The 23374-nt window shown below is 45.7% G+C and carries 25 protein-coding genes; 8 read left to right on the top strand and 17 right to left on the bottom strand.

The window, feature by feature from the left end; translation table 11 throughout:
- Nucleotides 1–11 precede the first annotated feature (11 nt).
- From ACLWBB_RS05655 to ACLWBB_RS05645, 3 genes are all read left to right on the top strand, one after another.
- The gene (locus ACLWBB_RS05655; RefSeq protein ID WP_413290625.1) at nt 12–410 is read left to right on the top strand and encodes a Crp/Fnr family transcriptional regulator; all 399 of its coding nucleotides are present in this window, start codon (nt 12–14) and stop codon (nt 408–410) included.
- 16 nt (nt 411–426) lie between these two features.
- Nucleotides 427–840 (top strand): hypothetical protein, encoded by a 414-nt coding sequence (locus ACLWBB_RS05650; protein WP_413290623.1) that lies wholly within the window; start codon nt 427–429, stop codon nt 838–840.
- Nucleotides 841–945: 105 nt separating this feature from the next.
- Nucleotides 946–1518, top strand: coding sequence for a hypothetical protein (locus ACLWBB_RS05645; protein WP_413290621.1), 573 nt, complete (start codon nt 946–948; stop codon nt 1516–1518).
- 15 nt (nt 1519–1533) lie between these two features.
- Here ACLWBB_RS05645 and ACLWBB_RS05640 read toward each other — a convergent pair whose 3' ends face one another.
- Together ACLWBB_RS05640 and glpK are read right to left on the bottom strand one after the other, a co-directional pair.
- Nucleotides 1534–2409: a MerR family transcriptional regulator gene (locus ACLWBB_RS05640; RefSeq protein WP_413290620.1), complete on the bottom strand. Its 876-nt coding sequence runs from the start codon at nt 2407–2409 to the stop codon at nt 1534–1536.
- A 79-nt stretch (nt 2410–2488) separates the two neighbouring features.
- Entirely contained in the window at nt 2489–3970 is a 1482-nt protein-coding gene (glpK, locus tag ACLWBB_RS05635; RefSeq protein WP_413290617.1) for a glycerol kinase GlpK, read from the bottom strand.
- A gap of 95 nt (nt 3971–4065) precedes the next feature.
- On the opposite strand from glpK, the gene ACLWBB_RS05630 reads away from it, so the two are divergent.
- Both ACLWBB_RS05630 and ACLWBB_RS05625 read left to right on the top strand, forming a co-directional pair.
- A complete protein-coding gene (locus ACLWBB_RS05630) occupies nt 4066–4764 on the top strand; it encodes a lysophospholipid acyltransferase family protein (protein WP_413290615.1) in 699 nt (232 codons plus the stop codon).
- 41 nt (nt 4765–4805) lie between these two features.
- Nucleotides 4806–5312 (top strand): hypothetical protein, encoded by a 507-nt coding sequence (locus ACLWBB_RS05625; RefSeq protein ID WP_413290613.1) that lies wholly within the window; start codon nt 4806–4808, stop codon nt 5310–5312.
- An 81-nt stretch (nt 5313–5393) separates the two neighbouring features.
- Here ACLWBB_RS05625 and ACLWBB_RS05620 read toward each other — a convergent pair whose 3' ends face one another.
- The 10 genes from ACLWBB_RS05620 to ACLWBB_RS05575 form a co-directional block, all read right to left on the bottom strand.
- Nucleotides 5394–6098, bottom strand: coding sequence for a hypothetical protein (locus ACLWBB_RS05620; RefSeq protein WP_413290611.1), 705 nt, complete (start codon nt 6096–6098; stop codon nt 5394–5396).
- Nucleotides 6099–6334: 236 nt separating this feature from the next.
- Nucleotides 6335–7582 (bottom strand): NAD(P)/FAD-dependent oxidoreductase, encoded by a 1248-nt coding sequence (locus ACLWBB_RS05615; RefSeq protein ID WP_413290609.1) that lies wholly within the window; start codon nt 7580–7582, stop codon nt 6335–6337.
- A gap of 57 nt (nt 7583–7639) precedes the next feature.
- Nucleotides 7640–9271: a hypothetical protein gene (locus tag ACLWBB_RS05610; protein ID WP_413290607.1), complete on the bottom strand. Its 1632-nt coding sequence runs from the start codon at nt 9269–9271 to the stop codon at nt 7640–7642.
- Between the two features lie 9 nt (nt 9272–9280).
- The gene (locus tag ACLWBB_RS05605) at nt 9281–9919 is read right to left on the bottom strand and encodes a hypothetical protein (protein ID WP_413290605.1); all 639 of its coding nucleotides are present in this window, start codon (nt 9917–9919) and stop codon (nt 9281–9283) included.
- A gap of 160 nt (nt 9920–10079) precedes the next feature.
- On the bottom strand, nt 10080–10280 hold the full coding sequence (locus tag ACLWBB_RS05600) for a hypothetical protein (protein WP_413290603.1): 201 nt from the start codon (nt 10278–10280) through the stop codon (nt 10080–10082).
- Between the two features lie 3 nt (nt 10281–10283).
- Nucleotides 10284–10715 (bottom strand): hypothetical protein, encoded by a 432-nt coding sequence (locus ACLWBB_RS05595; RefSeq protein WP_413290601.1) that lies wholly within the window; start codon nt 10713–10715, stop codon nt 10284–10286.
- 131 nt (nt 10716–10846) lie between these two features.
- On the bottom strand, nt 10847–12082 hold the full coding sequence (gene hutI / locus ACLWBB_RS05590; RefSeq protein WP_413290599.1) for an imidazolonepropionase: 1236 nt from the start codon (nt 12080–12082) through the stop codon (nt 10847–10849).
- A gap of 42 nt (nt 12083–12124) precedes the next feature.
- A complete protein-coding gene (locus tag ACLWBB_RS05585; protein ID WP_413290597.1) occupies nt 12125–13210 on the bottom strand; it encodes a universal stress protein in 1086 nt (361 codons plus the stop codon).
- A gap of 37 nt (nt 13211–13247) precedes the next feature.
- Complete coding sequence (locus ACLWBB_RS05580) at nt 13248–13748, bottom strand: Hsp20/alpha crystallin family protein (protein WP_413290595.1); 501 nt, start codon at nt 13746–13748, stop codon at nt 13248–13250.
- A 647-nt stretch (nt 13749–14395) separates the two neighbouring features.
- Nucleotides 14396–14959 carry a hypothetical protein gene (locus ACLWBB_RS05575; RefSeq protein WP_413290593.1) on the bottom strand — a complete coding sequence of 188 codons (564 nt, stop codon included), beginning with the start codon at nt 14957–14959 and terminating at the stop codon, nt 14396–14398.
- A gap of 337 nt (nt 14960–15296) precedes the next feature.
- Here ACLWBB_RS05575 and ACLWBB_RS05570 point away from each other — a divergent pair, with 337 nt between their 5' ends.
- A complete protein-coding gene (locus tag ACLWBB_RS05570; RefSeq protein ID WP_413290591.1) occupies nt 15297–15623 on the top strand; it encodes a hypothetical protein in 327 nt (108 codons plus the stop codon).
- 9 nt (nt 15624–15632) lie between these two features.
- Here ACLWBB_RS05570 and ACLWBB_RS05565 read toward each other — a convergent pair whose 3' ends face one another.
- Nucleotides 15633–16454 carry an alpha/beta hydrolase gene (locus ACLWBB_RS05565; protein WP_413290589.1) on the bottom strand — a complete coding sequence of 274 codons (822 nt, stop codon included), beginning with the start codon at nt 16452–16454 and terminating at the stop codon, nt 15633–15635.
- Nucleotides 16455–16607: 153 nt separating this feature from the next.
- On the opposite strand from ACLWBB_RS05565, the gene ACLWBB_RS05560 reads away from it, so the two are divergent.
- The gene (locus ACLWBB_RS05560) at nt 16608–17144 is read left to right on the top strand and encodes a histidine phosphatase family protein (protein ID WP_413290587.1); all 537 of its coding nucleotides are present in this window, start codon (nt 16608–16610) and stop codon (nt 17142–17144) included.
- Nucleotides 17145–17242: 98 nt separating this feature from the next.
- Here the strand turns inward: ACLWBB_RS05560 and ACLWBB_RS05555 are convergent, their stop codons facing one another.
- From ACLWBB_RS05555 to gpmA, 4 genes are all read right to left on the bottom strand, one after another.
- Nucleotides 17243–17542: a hypothetical protein gene (locus tag ACLWBB_RS05555; RefSeq protein ID WP_413290585.1), complete on the bottom strand. Its 300-nt coding sequence runs from the start codon at nt 17540–17542 to the stop codon at nt 17243–17245.
- 165 nt (nt 17543–17707) lie between these two features.
- Nucleotides 17708–19060, bottom strand: coding sequence for a class 1 isoprenoid biosynthesis enzyme (locus ACLWBB_RS05550; RefSeq protein WP_413290583.1), 1353 nt, complete (start codon nt 19058–19060; stop codon nt 17708–17710).
- Between the two features lie 207 nt (nt 19061–19267).
- The gene (locus tag ACLWBB_RS05545; protein ID WP_413290581.1) at nt 19268–19615 is read right to left on the bottom strand and encodes a hypothetical protein; all 348 of its coding nucleotides are present in this window, start codon (nt 19613–19615) and stop codon (nt 19268–19270) included.
- A complete protein-coding gene (gene gpmA / locus ACLWBB_RS05540; RefSeq protein WP_413290580.1) occupies nt 19615–20361 on the bottom strand; it encodes a 2,3-diphosphoglycerate-dependent phosphoglycerate mutase in 747 nt (248 codons plus the stop codon). The genes ACLWBB_RS05545 and gpmA overlap by 1 nt, the downstream gene beginning before the upstream one ends.
- Nucleotides 20362–20664: 303 nt before the next feature.
- On the opposite strand from gpmA, the gene ACLWBB_RS05535 reads away from it, so the two are divergent.
- Nucleotides 20665–23373 (top strand): 2-oxoglutarate dehydrogenase E1 component, encoded by a 2709-nt coding sequence (locus ACLWBB_RS05535; protein ID WP_413290579.1) that lies wholly within the window; start codon nt 20665–20667, stop codon nt 23371–23373.
- The last annotated feature ends 1 nt before the right edge of the window (nt 23374 follow it).

Raw genomic sequence — 23374 nt, 5'->3', positions numbered from 1 at the left:
GGGAGTTTTCGATGGCCATAGAAACAAGCGGTACGGCAATTGTCCGTGAAACATACGCGCCTAACGATTTTATCTTTTTCGAAGGCGACATCGAAACCCATTTCTACATCGTAGAACAGGGCCAAGTTCAAATCTTCACCAAAAATAAAATGGGCAAACGCATCGACATCATTCGCGTTGAAGCAGGCGAATCGTTTGGTGAGTTCGCACTTCTAGACAACAAGCCCCGTTCCGCATCGGCTCAAGCTCTTACTGAAGTTTCTTTGATTAAAGTTTCTGCCGATGGCTACGAACAACTTCTTTCGGAGCTTCCAGTTTGGTGCTCTTGCATGATGAAGTCGTTTGTTGTGCGCTTGAAAAATATGACGGATCAGCTCAAGGCCGGCGATCAGTTTATGGAAAGAAAATAAAGATTCCGAGGTTTTTATGTTCAAAGCGATTCTTGCTAGTTTGATTTTGGTTTCTTCGACTCTTTCAGTGGCTACCACAAAAGAAATGAAAAGTGCTTTTGAGTTGCAAATGGAACTCTCCATTGACGGCAAGAAAGTCGCAAGTCCTTCTCTGATTGCGCTTGAGGGCGAAAAAGCTAGTATCTCTCAACGCAATGAAAACTCTAAAGACGGAAGTTTTATTGAAGTCGTAACGACTCAAGAAAAATCAGAAACAAATTCAAATATGATCACTCTAAGTTTTGTCGTTGGCACGATTGACCGCGATGGCAAACGCACGATCCTTGCAAGTCCTAGAGTAATTACTATCGAAAATGAAAAAGCAACGGTCAGCATCGATCAAGAAGATCAAGACGAGGTCTCTCTGAGTGTCGTCGCTCGACGTCGCTAAGTGCTCTTTTTTTAACGGACATTTCTGGAACGGTTTTTGGTAGTGTGCTTCGCTCTGACCTGATGGTGACTTGCCATTGCATTCTGTACACTGAAAACTATTTAAATGGTAAAGCAACTAGAGTCGGTCGTTAGAAATTCTATCTTTAAGATCACTCCCCGTTTTTGGGTTCTTAGCACAATTTACTATTTTCTGTTTTGTAACCTTTGTCTTTTTCTGCTGCAGAAAACTTTGCTTGCGGGCTCTCTGAGCATGATGGAAATCCTGATTGGAAATCTGATCTTGATACTGCCAGGACTTATGATCGCAAATCACTTAGAAAAAACTATTCTCGAGCGCCGTCGCCAAGCTTATCACATGACGATGACATTCATTCGAACCCATACGGGATACCAAGTGGTAGAGGTGCAAAAGCCCACTTTCTGGAGCAAACTCTCCCCCCGCATTTGGCGTGAAGCGATCTCGTCGCAAGAACGAGTCTCTGTCGAGTGCTATTTCCACATGGATCGTAAATTTGCAGCACGCCTTTATTATACTGGCATCGTCGGATTTTTCGCGATCAAGTTCGTTGCAATCCCAGCCCATGTTTTTCAAGACATCCAACGCCAAGGCCGCGCGAATATGGAATCCCCACAACGAGTTCTGACTCCTAATCCGCGCCCTTACTCAAAGGGTTAACAGGGCTGCACTTCTTTACTCCAGTCGGTAAACGCCCATTTTTCTGCGTAAAAAAGTATGCATCGGGCTATATGGAATCACGATTTGAAATCTCTCGCCTCTGTCATTCTCAGCTCTCATTGAAATTGCTAAGTCCAAGGGGCTAAAGAGCTTATCCAAAGAATCCATCTGATTGGTCAATGCTTCAAAAGTAATTGCAAAAACTTCTGAAACTTTTTGCCAGCTTGTAGCAAATTGCATCCAAACGATTTCATGAAAATCGGCATCAAACTTTTCTCCCCCCTCAGTCATCAATAGAAAATGAGTGTAAAGTTCGTCACAAGAACAAACACTGGCTTTCGTAAAGGTATGCTTCTTGAAAACTTCTTCAAACTCACTAAATAGCGTTAAAGAAATTTTGAAATCCCGATCCGGACCAAACTTTGTTGTATTAGCAATCTTATCTAACTCTTCAATACGACCATGAATCACACGAGATCTTTTAAGAAGTTTATTTAGTGAATCATCACCATCTTCGCGCGGCGAATGTGCGTTGGCGATGCGATCCAAAAGACTCTCAATGATATTGTCCTTAGAATTTAAAAGTCCTTTGATGGTATCTGTATTAGTTTTTTGATATATGAAGATTTCTTGCTGCTTCAGCAGCAGTTCCTGAAGATGTTTTCTTAACACTTCTTCTGTATTTTCCCTTTTAAGAATGTGCCCAATGTCTTCTAGGCCAAACCCGATACTTCGCAAGGCTTTTACACACTGAAGACGATTGATATCCACTTCAGAATAATCTCGGTAATTATTGTCTCCGCGTTGGGGCTGAATGAGTCCCAGGTCTTCATAATGCCTGATCATCCGCTTCGTAAGATTTGTCTTATCTGCCACAGTTTGAATGTTCATAACCATCCTCCGTAACAAAAGCATCGACTATGCCATCGTGTGATACTTAAGCGGATTTTTTAGTTTTGGACCTTCGTCCCTAAACCCGCTTCAGTGCCGCGGCCCAACGGCCCAATCTTGTTGCGCGATCTTTGCTGTTCATCGCAACTTTGAATTCTTGATCGACCTTCCAGATTTTTTTGATTTCACCGGTGTTCTTCCAAAAACCAACACCCAAACCCGCAAGATAAGCGGCGCCAAGTGCCGTGCTCTCTACGATTTGCGGACGCACCACTTGAGTTGATGAATAATCTGCTTGCAGTTGCATCAATAAGTTATTCGAGGAAGCGCCGCCATCGACTTTGATGCTTTTTAATTTGCGACCCAAGTCTTTTTGCATGGCTGTAAGGATATCGACATTTTGCAAAGCCATTGCTTCCAAAGTCGCACGCGCAACATGCGCTTTCGTTGATCCACGAGTCAACCCACAGATCACGCCACGAGCATCCGAATTCCAGTGCGGAGCTCCCAACCCCGTGAGGGCCGGTACAAACTCTACGCCTTCGCTGCTTGTGACTGAAGCTGCTAATTGCTCTACTTCAGAACTGTGTTGGAAGAATTGCAAGCCATCACGCAACCACTGAACAGCAGCTCCGCAGATGAAAGCTCCGCCCTCGAGTGCGTAGACCATTTTTTCATCGCGTAATTTCCAAGCGATCGTCGTTAAGAGGCGCGCTTTGGATGCAACCGCTTTAGGTCCCGTATTTAAAAGAATAAAGCTGCCTGTTCCAAACGTGCACTTTACATCGCCCATATCGAAGCACGTTTGGCCGAAAAGTGCTGCTTGTTGGTCTCCGGCGATACCTGCTATTGGAATTCCATCAGGCAACATGCCAAGACCTTTTGTTGTTCCGAATTCACCACTCGAAGGTGCAATCTCTGGAAGCATCGATGCTGGAACTTCAAAGAGCTTCATCAGATCTTCATCCCACCAACCTGTATGAATATTCATGAGCATCGTGCGCGAAGCATTGCTGACATCTGTCTTGTGACTTTCGCCGCCGGTAAGTCTCCACAAAAGGAAACTGTCGATCGTGCCTGCAGCGAGTTCACCTTTTCGGGCTTTTTCTTTAGCGCCCGGAACATTTTTAAGAATCCACTGGATCTTAGATCCAGAGAAATAAGGGTCGATCACTAGGCCCGTCTTTTTTGTGACCATTTTTTCTTTGTTATTTCGTTTTAGTTTCTCGCAGACGTCTTGGGTCCTGCGACATTGCCAAACGATGGCATTGTAAATAGGCTTTCCCGTCTTGCGATCCCACACAACGACCGTTTCTCTTTGATTCGTGATCCCAATCGCGGCAATCTGATCTCCGCGGAGGCGAGTTTGTTCCATGGCTTTTTTAAGAGTATTGACTGTGGTTTTCCAAATGTCCTCAGGATCGTGTTCGACCCAACCTGGCTTCGGAAATATTTGACGGAAATCTTCGTTGTTTTGATGAACGAGACCTCCGGCTTGGTTCACGATTGCGGTGCGACTGCTAGTTGTACCCTGGTCAATGGCGATGATATAACGAGACATATACAAACTCCTGGACAGTCATCATCATGATAAATTTTTTTAGGAAACCCAACGAAAAAATTTTTAATCTAAAAAATTTAGAACGCGATGTCTTATTGTATCGCGTTCTGCCTCGTTGGATTATGGAGCTTGTTCGCAAATACTTCCGTTTGCAAATCGAGGGCATAGAACACATTCCTAAAAGAGGCCCCGCGATTATTGCTCCGAATCACTCAGGCTATATGGGAATTGATGCGGTACTTCTTGCGCATATTCTGAGCGTGAATGCCAAACGTATTCCTCGAGTCCTGACCCACCACTTTTGGTTTCTTACGAAAACGACAGCATTACCGGCGCAAAAAATGGGGTTCACCGAAGCCACTTACAAAAATGGCGTCGATGAGCTGTTAAAAAAACACGCCATTGTGATTTTCCCGGAAGGCGAAGCTGGCAACTTCAAACCCACGCAAAAAATGTATGAGTTGCAAGAGTTCCGCCGCGGCTTCGTACGCATGGCGCTTGAAACGGGCTCACCGATTGTTCCATGTATTGTCATTGGCGCCGAAGAAAGCCAAATCAATCTTAGCAATTTAAAGCTGACTAAGTTTTTAAAAGGCCTGGTAATCCCGTTGCCTCTGAACGTCATTCCTTTGCCTGTAAAATGGAAAATCAAGTTCCTAGAACCGATCCAGTTGCCTTATGGCCCTAAAGCACAAAAAGACATGAATTTGATTCGTGAAATCTGCGATGAAATTCAGGAAAAAATGCAAAAGGCCCTGCACGAGGAATTGAAAAAACGTAAATCTATTTTCTAGCTTTCTTGCCTTGGCTGGGTTTTTAACGTAGCTACTAGGGCATGAAATCGTTCGGTCTTTTTCTGACGACATTCTTACTGCTTCTTAGCTCTTTCGCCGGAGCAAAAACCCGCATTGCGTTCTTAGAGCTTTATGATCGTCATGGCCGTTTAGTTCAATACGAACCAGGTGGGCGCTTCGCCCACACCGCTATTCAATTTGATGACATTGGTGAGCAGTGGCTCAATGCCTACCCTGGCGAGGGCGTTGCCCTTATTTCTTGGAGTGATCTTGAACATCGTGGCACCATCGCTGAAGTCGTCGAGATCCCGCACTCTCTTCAACTCTCGGACGTACAACCCTATATGGGCCTGCCTTTTGATTTTTGGTACTCTTGGACCGACGATGCTCTTTATTGCACGGAGCTGATTGGCAAGCTTTTAGGGATTCCTACGAAGCCCATGAGCTTCAATAAGCAAGTATGGCCAAAGAGCTATTGGAAGTTAGATGGCACTCCGGGACTCTCTCCCGATGACCTTTATAAGTGGGCAAAGTCCCAGAGCCACTAAAGTTTTCTTTTAAGACAAAAAACAAAAAAGAGTGCTTTCTCAAGCACTCTTTTTTTACATCTCTAACTTTGGTTTTCTAACTTACTCGTCAGACAATGAAGCAATGGATTTATCCAATTTGCGTTTTGCGAGTTTTTTCTTATTAGCCTCAGCTTTAAGCTGAGCTTCTTTAGCTTTTGCGATCTTAATTTTCTTCGCAGTCAGCTTTTGTGCTTGAGCATATTTCGTCTGAGTCTCTTTATAGCGTTTGCCTGCTATCTTCGCTTCGGTCTCAGCGATTCTCAACGCAGCCTCTGCTTTTTTCAAAGCTAGACTTGAAGTACGCGTCTTCTCTGTAAGCTCTTTGGCCTTACGAGTTGCTTCAGCTTTTTGCGCCATCAAAGTTTCACGGCGTTTTTCAGCTTTCAGCTTTGCCTTTTCAGACTCGCGAATTTTCTTTTCGGAATCGTGCTTTTTAAGCATCAACTCACGAATTTGCTTTTCGTAGCCATCAGCAAGCTTTTTGTTTTTCTCAGCTTCCCTTTGAGCTACAGCAGCTTCTTTTTTCGCGCGGGTCTCTAGAGCCTTTGATTCACGAATAGACTCTTGAGCCTCAGCCTTTAATTCAGCCTGACGCTGTTTTTCTTTACGAGCAAATTCCTTGGCTTCTTCCGCTTCCTCTTTAGTGGTATCAGCATGTATATCTGCCATTTCCACTTCTAAGTTTTGGAATTCAGTCGCCTCGGTCTGTGCCAAACTGATTGGCGCCCATAACACAATCAATAGAACACTCATTATAGTTTGCATAAACGTCCTCACCATGGCACTTAGTTACAAGGGTCGTGCCATCCGCGGGCCGCCAAATGCTATAAAACCGCGTTCCCGGTTAGATCCTGAGATAAAGTTTGAAATTTATGTCGACTCATTTTGAGAAAAATGAATTAAGGCACGGATTCTACTCACCAATGCAAAATGCGTCGGGATCCCGACATGTTTAGCAAGTCGCCGTTTTATAAATCATTGATGAAAATGATCGTAAAAGTCTAGAAACGATTCGCGTCCAGCACACTGAGGTCCACAAAAGGCTTTTTGCCTTCGACCAGATCTGCTACCAACAGCCCTGTGCCGGCTCCACTTTGCAGACCCAGCATCTGATGTCCAACAGCTAAGACCAAATTCGAAATGTTTTTGTGATAGCCAATCAAAGGCACTCCATCCGGAGTACATGGACGAAGCCCCGCCCATAGCTCTTGCACTTGCAACTCTTCCGGCAGATCTAAAAATTCACGAGCGCCTTGTTTGATATTCTCTACCCGCTTTTGCGTGATAGAAAAATCCTGATCAACAAGTTCTAAAGTCCCTGCAATACGCAATGAGTTCTGCCGAGGAGTCACAGCGATTTTCTTTTCAACCAACATCATTGGATATTTCGGTTGTTTTGCTAACGGCGGAACAATCATGGCGTAGCCTTTGCCACCCAAAATAGGTACACGCAAACGAAGCATCTTTGCCAATGACTTAGACCAGCTGCCGGTTGCCATGATGACTTGCTTTGCTTTGATCTCTCCTTGAGAGGTCAGAACTTTTTCAATCTTATTATCAGCAATCTCAAGATCTACAAGTTCGGTGTTCTCGAGAATTTCGCCGCCGTGAAGACGGATTTCTTTTGCGAATGCCTGCACGACTTGAAACGGTTCTGCCATTGCTTCGTGTGAGAAATAGACACCACCAAGAAGTGGACTCTTCAATGCGGGTTCCATCGCTGCGATATCATCGGGATTCAAAACTTTTCCGGGAACTCCCAACTCTTTGACGTAGTTGAGCTCTTCGACCGCGGCCGCGACACCTGCGGGTGTACGACTGACCATCAAAAGACCTTTTTGTTCAAAACGCATTTCAGGATACTTCTGCCCAAGCTTTTCATACTCAGTAAGACTTTTTTGCGAAAGAACGACTAAGCAATCAACGGCGCGCTTTGCTTGAGTTTCATTCATGGCCTGCATGAATTTGAAAAGCCAATTCGCCAAGTCCAACGACAATGACGGTTTAATGTAGAGCGGACTCTTTGGATCCATCAGCCATTTCATGGACTTTAAAAGCATCCCTGGCATTGGCAACGGCATTGAAAAACACGGAGTCATCCAACCAGCATTTCCGTAAGAACAGCCTTTTCCGACTTGGCCCTTGTCGATCACGCAGACCTTAGCACCACGACGAGAAAGTTCAGCCCCAATGGCGGTACCTATAATACCGGCCCCAACAACCAGAATATCCACTTCTTTGTTTTGCATGTTCTTATTTGATGAAGTTTCCCGACGAAAATCAATAGTCGCTAGCCTAAACAGGGACTATTTCATAACCACGCACTTCCAGTTTACGTTGGTCAGTGTGCAGGCAGAGCTATTGTTGCTGCATGCCAAACGAATAGAAATACTTCCAGCCGCCGCGCGCGCACTCCAATTAACTTTGTTGGCTGGATCCGCTGACGGAGAACAGTGGACCATGTCCCCTGCGTTGACATTCGCAGCCGTGATATTAGGGCATGTGACCGTGTTATTCGTCCCAGCCGAGCCACCACAGTTCAAAGCCGTTACTGCAAAGTACAGATTCGGAATATCCACTTGCCAGCTGGTACCGTCATAAACTGCAGACACAAAACTATTTCCGACCAAATCACCAGCCACGAGGCTTAGCCCCGTTCTTTTACTGACCAAGTTTTTAGCTCCGGTACCGTCGACATTTAAAGTGGCTGCACCCGTATTGGTTGCGTGAGCTTTAAAAGAGACCGTTGTGCCCGCAACAGGGCCTGCAGAAATTGCTGGAGACAACGTCAAAGTGTAGGCCGTTGCAGAGCCCCCAGTAGTCAACGCCACTTGCGAGTTCGCTTGACGAGCTATCCCTGTCACGTTGCCAGTAACATTCCCGGTAACATTTCCAGAGACATTGCCCGTCAAATTACCCGTGACATTACCTGCAACATTTCCGGTCAGATTCCCTGTCACTCCACCAGTAACCGCGAGAGTCCCACCAACTGTTGCATCGTTAGTCACAGTCAAAGCAGTTCCCGCGCCCGTTAAGGCCACTGAAGTAATATCGGTGTTTGCACCTTTGGCTGCCGCATTTAAGTTTGTTCTTGCGGCACTCGCATCCGCAACGTCTGATAGGTTGTTACTTCCTTGCATAAACGCGGTTGCCGCCATCGTCGCTGCCGTTCCAAGACCGCCGATATCAGTGCTTGTCAAAGTCACAGCCCCTGTTTTACCAGCGACACTCGTTACAGGCGCTGCACCGCCGGCGGCACCCCAAGTTCCGTCGCCTTTTAAAAACTGATTCGCATTGCCATTGGTATTCAAAGCCGCAACAGTACCAAGCCCCAAAGCCGTACGAGCTGCACTTGCAGTAGTTGCGCCGGTTCCGCCATTTGCAATGGCCACAACACCTGTGACATTGCCAGCGGTCGTTGCTGTACCAGCAGTCGTTGCATTTGTCGCCGTAGCCGCTGTCGTGGCGTTGGTCGCGTTTGTGGCTGTCACAGCGGTCAATGCGTTGTTCGCAGAATTCGCATACATCGCAAGAGGTGAAGACACGATGTCGATCCCGGCAAACGTAGCATCATCACTGCCACCGAAACCGTCTTTGCTGATATCGACAATAACATCAAAACTGAAAGCATCACCATTTGAAGAGTGCGCAAAAGTCGCAGGACTAAAAGAACTGTTTAGACTATTGCAGTTTGCACTGCCCGAAAGAATTACGTTGAAGATCCCATTCACCACCGGCACTGGAGTCGCCGAAGTCTGGCACCACACATCGCTGCTGCCACGCTTGACGATAAAACGCATTGGGTATCCACCAGCATCATTCAAAGCCGCAGTTCCTTGCTTTAAAAAACCCTGAACCACTGCACGGTTGTTAAAGTACTGCGCCGAGGCTGAAGAAACTGAAAGTAAGAATGCTAAAAATGTTAGGTGTTTTTTCATAAAAGTCTCCTAAGGACTGGTTTGATGAACCGAGTTCACAAAACCAATCTCCATGGTGTAGCCCGTATTGCCTGTTGAAACCGCGGGTTTCGCTGCAAAAGAATCCATATGAATATGACTGCCACTTTGTTTTCCAGCGGCACTGCCCAAAATAAATCCAGTGGTTGGATAGCGTGGATGACCAAATCCCATCGTCCTAATAGATGTCATCGCATTCAAAGAAACCGCTAATGGAAAGCGAACCGCTTTCCCCTCTTTATCATAAGCAGTGATAGTGACATTGGCTGAGCCCGGTGCCATGCAAGCTGTGAAAGTAAAAGAGTTTCCCGAGAAATCGCCTGTGGCTGTAAGCCCGCTTAAAATCAGATCGCTGATATTTTCAGGATTGTAAGAACCACGGAAGATGATTTCCATGGTGTTACTACTGCAACTGCCAGTGCCCATATCTGCAAGAATATTTTGTGTTGTTAGAAATGGAGGCGACAGTATCGCAGGCACTCCGTTGGATGTGTAAATGATTTCTGCCCAATAAGGAATAAGTTGAGCCAAAGGATCGTCAGGAATATTTTTGTTTTTTCCGGTACCCGCTCCGCAAGCTTGTAAAAAGAAAATAGCGCAGAGACTTAAAGCCCCAACAAGCAGCTGCATGAAAGTGTTTTCCGTTCGAAAAGAGCGCATAGACTTTTATCGGTCGAAAAAAATTTCTTAACAGGCTGGAACAGGAATTTCGCGAAAAGCAAATCCAAGGGCGAGTTGAAACCTTACTATTCAGTCGACGAAGGACTGTGGCTTTGTTCGATTCTTAAACTTAGTTCGATTTGTCAGGGAGATCTTCCCCAATGGTTTTTAAGATTTGGTCCCACTTGTTGATCAGAATTCCAGGATTCTCAGGATCCCTTTTGACCAGCTCTCGCGTGATCAATGCTGCCACGGCCACTGCGATCACAAGGAGTAGAACATACTCCACGACCACTTGACCACGACTGCTTCTGAGGGATTTTGTTTTCATGAATTAAGCTTCGAATTGAAGCTCTGGCACTGCTTTCAGAGAAGGTTTCCAGTTTTGGATAGCAAGACCGATAGTCTCTACCAAAAGGTCTAGGTGCTGATCATCGATGGGGCCACGTAGGCCCACAACAACGTCTTCATTCCACTTCTCAAGAGCCAGAGGATGACTGGTTTGATTCTGCCCTTCGAAAGACATTAAGAAGCTTTCTTCAGAAGGATAAACCATAACAAGAATATTAGCCCCGGTAGCTTTAGAAATATCTTTGGCACGTGTTACTTGCTCGCTCAATTTCTGTTGGATCATGAAGTAGATCTTCAAAGCCAAAGACTCATGGAACTGTGCAAAGTAAATCCGGATCGGGCCGTCGAATATCGCCGAATTAAAAGCCGGGTTAAAAAACTTCGACTGCATCAAAGTAGAATAAGACGACTTCATGGACCTTCCCCTCAAAAGAAATGAATCTCTTAAGTTCTAAGACTAGGAATACTTGCCTGTGTTTTTCAAAGACTTTTTTAAGATTCTTAAATTTTAGGATTCATTGCGTTATTTAATGACCGCAAATATATCTAATAAATGAGCTCTCCACTCTTGTAGACAAAGGTCGGGCTACGCTCTCCGATAGAGTAGAACAACTGCTGCCAATCCTTGTCCGTGCACAAAAAGTCAGCATGCTTACCAACCTCCAAAGATCCTACTTCTGATTGCAGCTTCAAAGCATAGGAGGCACCCACGGTGTAGGCAGAGATCACTTCAGGCAACGTCATCTTCATCTCGAGCCTTGCCAATAAACCAACAAGGTTCACGTCCTGAGTTGGTGACGTGCCGGGATTGAAGTCCGTCGCTAGCGCCACACGAGCACCCGCATCGATAAGCTTTCTAGCTGGAGGGTACTTGCACTTCATATAAAGGTCCGCTGCTGGCAAAAGCACACAGGTGACCTGAGATTTGGCAAGCTTCTGAACCTGTGGTTCTTCAATTTGAATGAGATGGTCGCCGGAAAGTGCATTGAGCTCGACACCCAAGTCTGCGCCCCCACTCAATGTCAGTTGATCGGCATGCAAAAGAACTTCAAAGCCCATGCCTTGCGCTGCTTTTAGAAACTCGCGCGAGTCTTCCTGACTAAAGAAACCTTTTTCGACGTAGACGTCGACACGATTTGAAAGCTTTTGCTTTTTAACTTGCGGCAAAACCTTTTTTTGCAGGAAATCCAAGTAGGCCTTGTAAGAGTCATACTCTGGCGGCTTTGCATGAGCCCCTAAAAAGGTCGTCACAATACGAGGGCCTTCCAATGACTTTGCCACCTTCAAACATTTGATTTCGTTTTTTTCATCTAAGGCATAGCCAGACTTAATCTCAAGAGTCGTGACCCCCTGAGAGATAAACTCGTTCACCCGCTCTTGCGAGATCCCTTTAAGGGCCTTCACTGACATCTCTCGGGTTTGTTTCATGGTCGAGAGGATGCCGCCACCGCGCTTTGCGATCTCTTGGTAGCTCATGCCCTGATTGCGAAGCTCGAACTCGGCCGCGCGGCTGCCAGCAAACACCAAATGCGTGTGGCACTCTACAAGCCCCGGCAATACTGTCAGTCCCTTGGCAGAAAATTCTTTGAGCTTTTTTTGTTTCGCCAAATGCTTTGGAATTTGTTTTTGTGACCCAATCCAAGAGACACGACCTTTTTCAATGTAGATCGCCTGATTTTTCGCAAGCCCCAGATCATGCTCGGTGACCTTGCGCCCCTCTTTTTTCATTGCAGGAGCCAAAGTCAATAATTCGCCAATGTTGGTCACTAACATATTCGTCATATGTTTTTTGTAGCGACCTTCAAGACCCCTGGCAAGGAGCTTTTATATTTCAAAGTCGCGGACGTCCGTAAGCTTATTCGAGAAGCTCATATCCGGCGAGGGCGTCCCGTTAAGGCCGGTACGCTCCGCAGCGGTTGTAGTTGTTGTTTCTGCTTCCTGCTCTTTTTCAACCAGGGCATCACGCGGGAAGATCATCACTGGACATGGAGCTGCCCGCACCACATTGCGCGCAATGCTGCCAAGAAGTGCCACTTTAATCGGACCACTCTGCCCTTCCATGATGATCAAATCGCAATTCTGAGCCAGCGCCTGATTGCAAATCAAATCGTCAACGGTGTCGCCAGCGATTTCGACTTTGAAAGTGCATTGAACCCCTTCTGATTTCGCCCATTCAGCCCAGGTCTCGGCCCGACGAGTTTGATGCTCACTTTGAATCCGCAGGAAGTCTTCTAAAGACACCATCTCGCCCTCAATACCGTAGAGTGACGGATAGTATCCCGTATCCATCACGATTCTGGCTGGCATAGGCACAACGTGATAGATCATCACGGAGGCATTCATTTGTTTTGCAACAGAAACAGTTCGGCGGAAAATTTCCCGAGAGTACTCGCCAAATTCGGTTGGGAACAAGATATGACTGAATTGAGGTTCCAGCTTAATGCCAGAACCAATCACTAAAACCGGAATCTTAGAGTGCACTAACAGAGTCTCGGCAAAGCTGCCTAAAAAGAAACGATCTAGCCCCCGTCGTCCATGACTGCTGACAATAATCATATCGACGTTTTCTTTATAGGCGTACTCGAGAAGGTTCTCGACTGCAGCACTTGTTGAAGCCAGAGGCTCGATCAAAATTTTTGGCGTTAAGATGTGTGGAAAGCCACTCGTTAAGAGGACTTCTTCAAGATGTCCTCGGAGGTTGTTTTGAAAATCCCGCATCCAATCCGTGCTGTAATCCACCGGCCAATTAAGCTCGGTTGAACCAAGAACAAACACAGGCTCGATTTGCGCAAAAGTTTTATTTTGAAAAACTCCGAGCACTCGGGCTGCTTTGGCCTGCAGGTCTTCTTTCTCCTCAAAGGCATCGATAGACCAGATTATCTTTTTTAGTTTAAATCTGTCGTTCATCATTGAGGTACTCCGTTGTAAGTGGTTTGGTCTTTAAAAATTAAGGGCTCCTATTGGAGCCCCGGTGCAGGAAGCGGTTTAATAGACCTTTTAAACTTCCTGTCTCAACCTTCACCTTGTAAGGTGCTGCAATTTCTTTTTTGGGTAGTACAACTTTAAGTACCCCATCTTCAAAATGCGCTTCGATCTTCTCTGTATCGATCGATTGTGGAAGTGTAAAGTTCCTTACAAATCTTCCGTGTACTCTTTCGAAATACGTATTTTCTTCCTCTTTTGTTTCGCGACGTCGTTCTCCATATATGCGGAGTTTACTTTTATTTACGTCGACTCTTATTTCGTCCTTTTTTAATCCGGGCAAATCCACGGATATCATAAATACATTTTCAGATTCCTCTATATCCACTTCCGGCGAGTATTCCAGCGGGGTATCTAGCGTTTTTTCAACTGAAGATCTTTCTTTGCTGAAGTAATCTCTTTCAAAGTCATTGAAGAAGTTCTCAAACCTTGAAAGAAAGTCAGATCTTTCAGATTGACCGCGCATGGCTTCCTCTCATAGAGACCGGTCTCCCTACATTCTTAGCACTACACTCATTTCTGAATCAGTTAAAGTCGGTAGAGAGACCGGATTTCTTACAGAGTTATTTTCGAAAAAACATGTCGTAGCAAATCGCATGTTCGTTGGAAGATTCCACGAAATGGTTTAACAAGAGTACAAAATTTTAGGTTTATTGATTGAGTATTTGAGAGAGAAAAAAACACGGCCCCGACAAAACAACTTACAACTTCAACTTCCGCCTACCACTGAAACCGTATCCAACTTCCGCTTGAACTTCCGCTCCGCTGACAGGGCCGTAATATGAAACAAAATACCAAGGAGATAACAAAAACAGTATGCCTGCGTCTTCTCTCGGAAACCAGTGAAAAAAAACAAAGCGAGAGCCGCTCTGGTTCATGTAAAGTTTCCTTGTTATCGAGCGTGCATGACTACAAAAAGTGTTGCGGATTGAAAACGATTTCTTAACTGAACTTTATTATCAAATATAACAATGTTTATAAAAACGATCGCGATGCTCTCTGAAAATTTCCATGAGCACGTTTCTTATGCAAGTTTTTGAGAAGAGCTTGAGGACCCGACACCGAAAGACTTGCTACTTAATGAGCAAAATCTTTCGGTGGGTTTCAGAAATATTAAGAAGCAGGTTGTGAATTGTGTGCTTCCGCTTTCGAAGATTTGCCGTTGAATCTATAAGTGTACTCGACAACAGATTTTTTCAGATTTCCATGAGCAGCATCGCTAAAATCGAAGCGAGCGGCAATGCGCTTGATGCAGTCACGGATGGCAAGGTCACCGATGTCCGTAGATTTGATGCTGGCTTTTTGAGTTCTACCCATCGGCGAGATGACCCACATTAAAGTGATATGCGTGCCACGGAAGGACTTATTGTTGCGAGTAATGCAGTTTCTAACAAGGTCGCTGCTCCCAGACAGTTCGGTCAGGATCGCCTTTTGACGACGTTGGTTGTCCAACGCAAGCTTCTCTTCGGCGCTCATTCCTAAGGCAGTCGGAGTCGATTGATTAAGCTCAATCTTCATACGAGTATCAGCTGTTTGCTCTTTTTCAAGAGTAGCCCCTTGCTCTTGCTGGAAATCCATGTCGATTTGGTCTTCGGAATATGGATCGTTTTCAATGGACTGAGCTTGAGCGTGGACCATTGCTAACAAAAACATCAAAATAAGCATGATCTGTTTCATACGCGCCTCCCCTTTTGGACACCCATTAAATATACCAGCCAATTCCCCTTAGACCGTGGTCAAAACTGCGCTATTTTCACGTCGAAAATGAACTCTAAGACAAGCAAAAATGGACGTAGATCCTCTGAACACCTGTCGACCCTGTCGACAAATGCATTCTTGAAATGAGACGCCCCTCATATCTCTGTAAGAGACTGCAGCCAATTCACCTGATTTTGCCGATAAACAGTGGACCCTGAACGGCGCCACGTCCCGCAATGTATCTTGCTAAGCTTTTATCGGAGTGATTGTCGCGGGCCACACATCAGCCCTAGTCTTGGGACAAAAAGGAGTATTTATGGCTTATGGTATCGTCCACTTTTTCCCTAAGGGCACCCAAGAACAATACGATGCAACCCTCGCGGCAGTTCATCCAGATCCAAGCTCTCTGCCAAAAGGACAAGTCTTTCACGCGGCAGGGCCCTCTGAAGGCGGTTGGACTGTGATCGCTGTTCATGATTCCAAAGATAGCTGGCTGCAGTTCCGCGACAATATCTTGATGCCTCGCTTGCGCGAAGGCGTAAAGGGTGGTTTCACAAGTCCGCCTGAGGAAAAGAGTTTTGAAACGCACAATCTGCGCACCCAAAAAGTCAGCGAACTCGGTGGCCAAGAAGCCAGAATGTAAAATTCGACGTCAGTGGGTATTGGATTTACCGCTCAATTGATCTAAAAATCTTTTGAGGGTTTTCCAATACTCACTATAGGTTGGAAGGGCGTTATGTTGTCCGCCCTCGATCGTAAAAAACTCTTTTGGGCCCGGAGTCATATCGAAAAGCTTCTTCCCCTCAGCGTAAGGAATAATTCTATCGTCGGTTCCATGAATAAATAAAATCGGGCTTTTAATATTCTTCACCCACTCATTGGATGAAAATTTGTAGCGAAGAATAAAAGAAGGAACGTAGGGATAATAAAAGTACGCAAGGTCACGAATGTTAAAATAAGGTGTTTCGAGGACCACACCGTCCACAGTTTTTTCAGATGCCAATCGCGTTGCAAGCCCTGAACCTAAAGACCTGCCATAGAGGACAACCTTCTGATTTGGCGCGAACTTTTTGGCTTCATCATACATGATGGCAGCCATTTCATGAAGTTGGGCTTCGGAGGTTATCTTACCAGAGCTTTTTCCGTAACCAGGATAGTCGACGATCCAAATGCTCCACCCTGTTTGGTCCACATAATCACTCGCAAGTTCTCCCCACGTATCTAAAGCTCCACCATTGCCGTGAAAATAAAGAATAATCCCGGGCGCGTTTGGAGCTTCAAAGTAGAGACTATGCACTTTGCTGTCTTGAACTTGAAGCCACTTTTCTTCAAATTTATTTTTGAAACGAAAGGTATACTCCGGCTCAATTTTCTCAGGATAAAATATGATTCTCTCCTGGGAAAAGTATAGAGCCGCAAAGTAAATCAGAGTAATTACGAAGAGAACTTTTAGTATCGATAGAAATACGATCATGAGCCATAGTACTTCAACCGGTCTAAGCTATGTCAATATGAAGAATGGCCACAGCTCAAGAGTCGCAAACTGGCTAAGCTGTCAATTTACTAGACAATGAAGTATCCATAATTTCATTTTGGAGTGGACCCGATTGTGCAATATCCCCCTATTATGAAAACACTTCTATTTTTAGCATTATTGGCATTTACAGCAGTTGGGCATGCAATGCCTAGCAAGATCATCCTTATCCGCCATGGCGAAGAACCAACGGGTAACGAAGGCACCGAACTCTCAGACATTGGCTGGGAACGCGCCAACGGCTTGCCTGCGCTTTTCCAAAACGAAGGTATCACTCATTTGATCGCTCTGAAGCCGCATAAGAAAAAGGGCTCTATTCGCTCAATTCAAACTTTACAGCCGATCTCTGAAGCCTACGGTTTAGAGCTTCATACCCCTTTTAATCGCGATCAAGTTTCAGACCTTGTACAATTGCTTTCAGAAAGCAGCGAGCTTGACGGCAAAGTCGTATTGATCGCTTGGCAGCATGAAACACTGGCTGATATTGCGCATGGGCTTGGGGCAACACAAGCACCTTCCGAGTGGGGCAAAGTGTTTGATCGCTATTGGGTCTTAGAATCTAAAAACGGAGAAATCGCGTCGTTCAAGAGCCTGCCTCAGCGAATTTTAAAAACTGATAGCAAAAAATAAGCTACTGCACTTCCGTCGAAACGATGGATGCGTATAAAACCGCCGACTAAAAAGTCAGCGGTTTTGTTGTTTCACTAGCTTTAAGTGCTTTCTTAAGACTAATCGCTTCTTTGGCAGGTAAGAGTCTTCTCGTCGCAGAAGAAACCGTTGTTTCTGCCGCCCTTTTTGCAGGCTTGTTTCGCGTTGAACTCAGCCTCTAGTTGCGTTTTGCCCTCACCCGAGAACGTTCCATCAAATGTAGCTTCGATGGTGCAATAGTAGCTGGGTTCTCTTTCCTGAACGCCGCAATAAATGGTGTCGCGGCCCAAGCTGATAGATTCACCCGCTTGCAAAAATATGTCTGCGTTAGCTTGAGCTCCAAGCAGCATTAGGACACTGATAACGATCGCTTTTTTCATAGATTTCCCCTTTGTGGTTTGATGCCGAAAACGCACTTTGCAACACAAATGCCAAGACATTTTGACACCAATCACGCGAATGTGATGAAACCGAAACAATTCTAGGGCGCAGATCTGTTGCCTCAAATTACTGTCTCAACAAATCTGCGATCTCTTCAGACTCTCTTAAAGGCTCAAAACTTCCTGCAATTGTGCCGCGAAAGTTCTTGGGTCTTTATCGAATTGCTCTGCAAAGAGCTTTTCAATACGCTCGTCTGCTGAACGAAGCACATGAACCTTGAATCTTGTTGATAGCTCTTTTGTGAAAGACGCTTTCAACACGAATGGCATCGCCTGATCCAAGTATTTTGCTCTTTCTTCGAATTCGCGAGAACCCATACCTGGGTAGTAAGCCGGCAACTGACGAAGATTCATTAAACCTTCTGCAATCAAATAGTAGCAGCATTCCGCGAAAAGCTGGTTTTCGATTTTAAGCTCTTCCACTGCTTGCATAAGCTTCAGAACCAATGGCTCAAAAGACTCGCGGTGGTAGATCGCGTGCGTGAACAAAGTTACATCGCCGTTCACGAAGTCTTGAGCGGCATCTTGCAAATCATCAATCAATTGCAAGACAAAACCAAGCTGGTAAGCAAACTTGAGGTTTTTCTCGCTCGCTGCTGGGTTTACCAAGAACGCATCCGCTAAAACAGAAGCACCACCCTTTTGAATTGAAAGATCCAAAATCTCTGAAACACTCCATTTCGAAATGTCTTTTTGTGACTGACGAGACAAGCTCTGAACCTGACGGTCATGAATCAAAAGCAATGCTTTGTAAACTTCTGGATAGTTCGCGCGTGGATATTCGCGCTCTACTAGTTCGACAAGGGCAAAGATTTTTTCTTCGTGCTGATTGATGGCGTGAGGATTCTTGCCTTCAAGACGAAGTCTGAATCTTTCTGCGAAGCTGATTTTATCAGAAGTCTTTTTAAGAACTTGATCAATGTAGTTGTCGGTGTACGGATAAAGAAGACTGTAAGCCGTGATACTGTCTGTAAGACCGACCTTCACGCCTTGACTGTCTTGCAAGAAAAGAGCTGTGACGACGTTTCTGAGAGCTTGATATACGTCCGCACCGGAAATCCCAGCGTCAAAACTGACCGCTTGGTTCATGAAAAGTGCTGTGCTTTGGGCAATAACAGGACTTTGTCTGTCGATGGCGATGTGCTTCTCGATTTGCTCTTTAGTTTTCGCAGCAAGAGCTTTCAATTGAGCGGTGCGCTCGGGGCCCGAGTTCGGTACTGCCAAAGCGGCTTTTCGGAAATCCCACGCGAAACTTCTAAGACTTGCTGAGTTCTGATCGCGCAAATCTTCAGGATAGGTTTTCCAAAGTGAAGTTGGGAAACGATTCGGTAGAGCTTTCCAAGCTTGAATCATCTCGGCAGTCCAAAGCTCGAGTGGAAGCTTCACGCCCTCTTTGGTAACCGCAAAGGCTTTGCCACCTTTAGTTCCAAGGTGCACAAGACCCGACAGAAAGTACATTGAAGTGACAAGTGTAGTGCTTTTTAAAAACCTACGACGATCCAAGAAACCCTCCCTTTTAAGATTTCTAAACAAAGTGAGGGTATATAGGGAGGACCTACGTATATAAAGTGAAAAAAGAGTCATCTGATGGCGTTAGAAAAAAATGCCGGTTACCCAGAGGTCACCAATCGCGTGCTCCCGCGACGCTAGAACGGAACAAAATGTCTAATCCAGCAAAGAAACTGCGGCAAAAGCCTCAACTTCTTTCGGCCATGGACCTGACATTCTATATAACTTGAAAAGACAGTCCTTTTCATTGAAGAAACTCAGCATACCTTCGCCATGGTAGTCGCTGACTTCGACGCGTTTTACTTGGGACCAGTCGATATGCACATGGCAGGTGCCGTCTCCGACATCGAGTTGGTCGTCGCCGTGATGATTTCTGCGGACAGTGAATTCACCGACCAAATTGGCGACGGCACCTTTTGGGCCGCCCCCATAGATAAGTTCTCCGCACTTTTCGAGCAGACCAAATAAGGCTTTCTGCTTTTCAGAGGCGAAGACCCAAGCCATTACTTTGCCTTCCCTTGATTTGCGACGGCTTCCATTGCCGCGCGCACTTCTTCTGGGTCGCCAACGAATTCTTTATTCAAAACTTTGAAGTCCTTGTCGAGTTCGTACACCATCGGGATTCCCGTCGGCATATTCACGCCCATAATTTCATCAGGAGTCATGTTTTCTAAGTGTTGCATCAAAGCACGGATGGAATTTCCGTGGGCTACGATCAAAACCTTTTTGCCAGCTTTGATCTCGGGCGCGATGGTTTCTTTCCAAAGTGGCAAGAATCGAGCAACGGTGTCTTTCAAAGACTCACCGTTTGGCAAATCCTTCGGATTGACACCTTTATAACGTGGGTCCTTGCTCGGTTGACGAGGATCGTTGACCTCCATCGCTGGAGGTGGAGTGTCATAACTGCGACGCCAGATTTTAACTTGTTCTTCGCCATGACGAGCCGCGGTCTCTGCTTTGTTCAAACCTTGCAAAGCTCCATAGTGCCTCTCATTTAAGCGCCACTCTTTGTGCACAGGAAGCCACACTTGGTCTACCTGATTCAAAACGTAATCAAGAGTATGAATCGCACGCTTCAAAACACTGGTGTAAGCCACATCAAACAAAAAGCCCTTGTCCTTGAGAGCTTTGCCGCCTTTTAGAGCTTCCGCTCGACCTTTCTCAGAAAGATCAACGTCCTGCCAGCCCGTAAAGCGGTTTTCTTGGTTCCACTGACTCTCACCGTGGCGAATAAGCACCAATTTGTACATCTTGAACTCCTGCAAAGGTTTAGGAAAATTTTGCCCCTGGATCGTGACCGATACAGGTTCTCAGAGGCCACAAAAAGGATTATCCTAAGAGCGTTTTCTGTCTATCAAAAGCTTTGTGTTTTGCCGCGCATTAATCAGTGACGACGACTCGAGATTTTGAAAAAACAGAGGTTAAGAATTGAAGCTATTTCATAGAGTCAAAGCCAAGGCGTGAGGACGACGCTGTACATAGCGTACTGCTAGGACGAACAACGAAGGATTTGGCTCTAGGAAATAGCTTCTAACTAAAAAGGATCATAAGCCGTGAACTTTGCAAGCCGAGCTAATTTGGAAATTATTGAAGAGCTTTACAAACAATTCAAATCCAATCCTGAAAGTGTCAGCCAAGACTGGCAACACTTCTTCCAAGGTTTGGAGTTTGGTCAAGAGGGCAGTCTTGGTCTTTCTGAAAAAGAACTCGATGTTTATCACTTGATCACTGCGTACCGTAACTACGGTCACTTCGAGGCGCAACTTGATCCTCTCACAAACACTCCGGCGCCTTCAGATCAATTGGCTTTAGGTCGCTTCAATCTTTCTGACAAAGACTTGGAACAAAAATTCCAAATCGGAAAAATCGTTGGCAAGCCAAACGCAAGCCTTCGTGAAATCATCGCTCACCTTCGCGCTTGCTACTGCAGCAAGATCAGCGTGCAAGTGGCAGAAGCACTTCCGGAAGTTCGCAACTGGTTCATCAAAGAATTCGAAACTTCCCCTTTCAAACTGACTGGCGAAGAGAAGAAACAAACTTTCACTTCTCTAAATCGCGCCGAAGCTTTGGAAAAATTCATTCACACTCGTTATGTGGGTACAAAGCGCTTCTCGATCGAGGGTGCTGACGGCATGATGCCAATGCTTGAAACATTGGTTCAACGCGGAACTGGTTTGAAAGTTCAAGAAGTCATGATCGGTATGGCCCATCGTGGTCGCGTGAACGTTCTTGCGAACTTCATGGGTAAAGCGACAGAGTATATCTTCGCAGACTTCAACGGACCGACAGAGCTTGCAGTTCCAATCGACGACTTCGATGGCGACGTGAAATACCACTTGGGTTATGTCTCCCAAAAGGACACTCCAAACGGCAAATGCCAAGTGACTTTGGCGTTCAACCCTTCTCACTTGGAAGCGGTAAATCCAGTTGTTCTTGGGATGGCTCGTGCGGCTCAACGTCGCAGACTAGATACGAAAGAGCGTAAGACTGTTGTTCCTGTTTTGATTCACGGGGACGCGGCGTTCTCTTCTCAAGGTGTGAACCTTGAGACATTCCAAATGTCGCAAGTAAAAGGCTACACTGTGGGTGGTACAATCCACATCGTGGTCGATAACCAAGTTGGCTTCACGACAAATCCAGAAAACGGTCGTTCTTCTCACTATGCTTCTGACACGGCAAAAGTTTTGGCGACTCCAGTGATTCATGTGAACGGTGACGATGCAGAAGGTTGTGTGCGCGCGATGGACATCGCAATCCGCTTCCGTCAAGAACGTGGCCGTGACATCGTGATCAACATGATCTGCTACCGCAGATTTGGTCACAATGAGGGTGACGAACCTGCATTCACGCAGCCATTGATGTACGATATCATCAAGAAGCACCCAACATTGCGCGAGATCTACGGTAAGCAATTGATCCGTGAAAATGTGATTGATCAGAAATTCTACGACGATGCTTTCCAAGAGCGTTTCGATGCTCTTCAAAAAGTTTACGACGAAACTAAAAAGAATCCGCCAAAAATCCAGCCATTCAAGTTTGATGGTTTCTGGAAGGGCCTTCGTAAAGGCACTGGCGATGACATGTTGAAACCAGTGAACACGAAAGTGGACATCAAGGTTTTGAAAGACATCGGCACAAAATTGGGTGAATACCCAGCAAGCTTTACGCCACATCCAAAATTGATCAAACTTTTGGAATCTCGTAAAAACATGGCTGCAGGTAAAGAGCCTATCGATTGGGGCATGGGCGAACTTTTGGCTTATGGCTCACTCCTCAGCGAAGGCACGTCTGTTCGTTTGACCGGTCAAGACTGCGTACGCGGTACGTTTACTCACCGTCATGCGGGTTTGTACGACGTTAAAACTAATGAGTCTTACTTTGCTCTTGATCAAGTCAACGGCGACAAAGTTGAGTTCTGTGTTTATGACTCTATCTTGTCTGAGTACGCAGTTCTTGGTTACGAGTACGGAAACGCGATTTGCGATCCGACATTCCTGACTTTGTGGGAAGCTCAGTTCGGTGACTTCGCCAATGGTGCGCAAATCATCATCGACCAATTCTTGAGCAGTGGCGAATCGAAGTGGCAACAAATGTGCGGTCTGGTTCTTCTTCTTCCTCATGGATACGAAGGCCAAGGACCTGAGCATAGCTCAGCCCGTATGGAGCGTTTCTTACAACTTTGCGCTCAGAACAACATGCAGGTTGTGAACCTGACGACTCCGGCGCAGATTTTCCATGCTCTTCGTCGTCAGATGAAGCGTGATTTCCGTAAGCCAATGATCGTGATGAGTCCGAAGAAGCTTCTTCGTTATCCAAAAGCCGTTTCCACTTTGGAAGACTTGGCAAATGGACAATTCCAAGAAGTGATTCCTGACACAGTCGATAAATCGAAAGTAGACACCGCAGTGTTTGTCAGCGGTAAGCTTTACTACGATTTGCTTGAAGAACGTGAAAAGAACAAAAAAGAAAATGTTGCACTGATTCGTGTGGAACAGGTCTACCCGTTCCCGGCGAAACAAATTGCAGAAGTGCTTAAGTCTTATCCGAAGTTGAAGAACTTGATCTGGGCTCAAGAAGAACCGAAAAACATGGGTTCTTTCCAGAATGTGTACTTCAAGTTCGTAGAGACGATCGCACAAGAAGGTCTGAAACTGGAAGTGAAGTACGTGGGACGCCCAGAGCGCTCTTCACCTGCGACAGGTTCCGTTTACAGACACCAAATTGATCAAAATGAAATTATTCAAGGATGCTTTAAGGGGTAAC

This window comes from Bdellovibrio sp. HCB337 (assembly GCF_047302465.1).
GTDB lineage: Bacteria > Bdellovibrionota > Bdellovibrionia > Bdellovibrionales > Bdellovibrionaceae > JACMRP01.
This window is presented reverse-complemented; position numbering and strand designations above follow the sequence as displayed.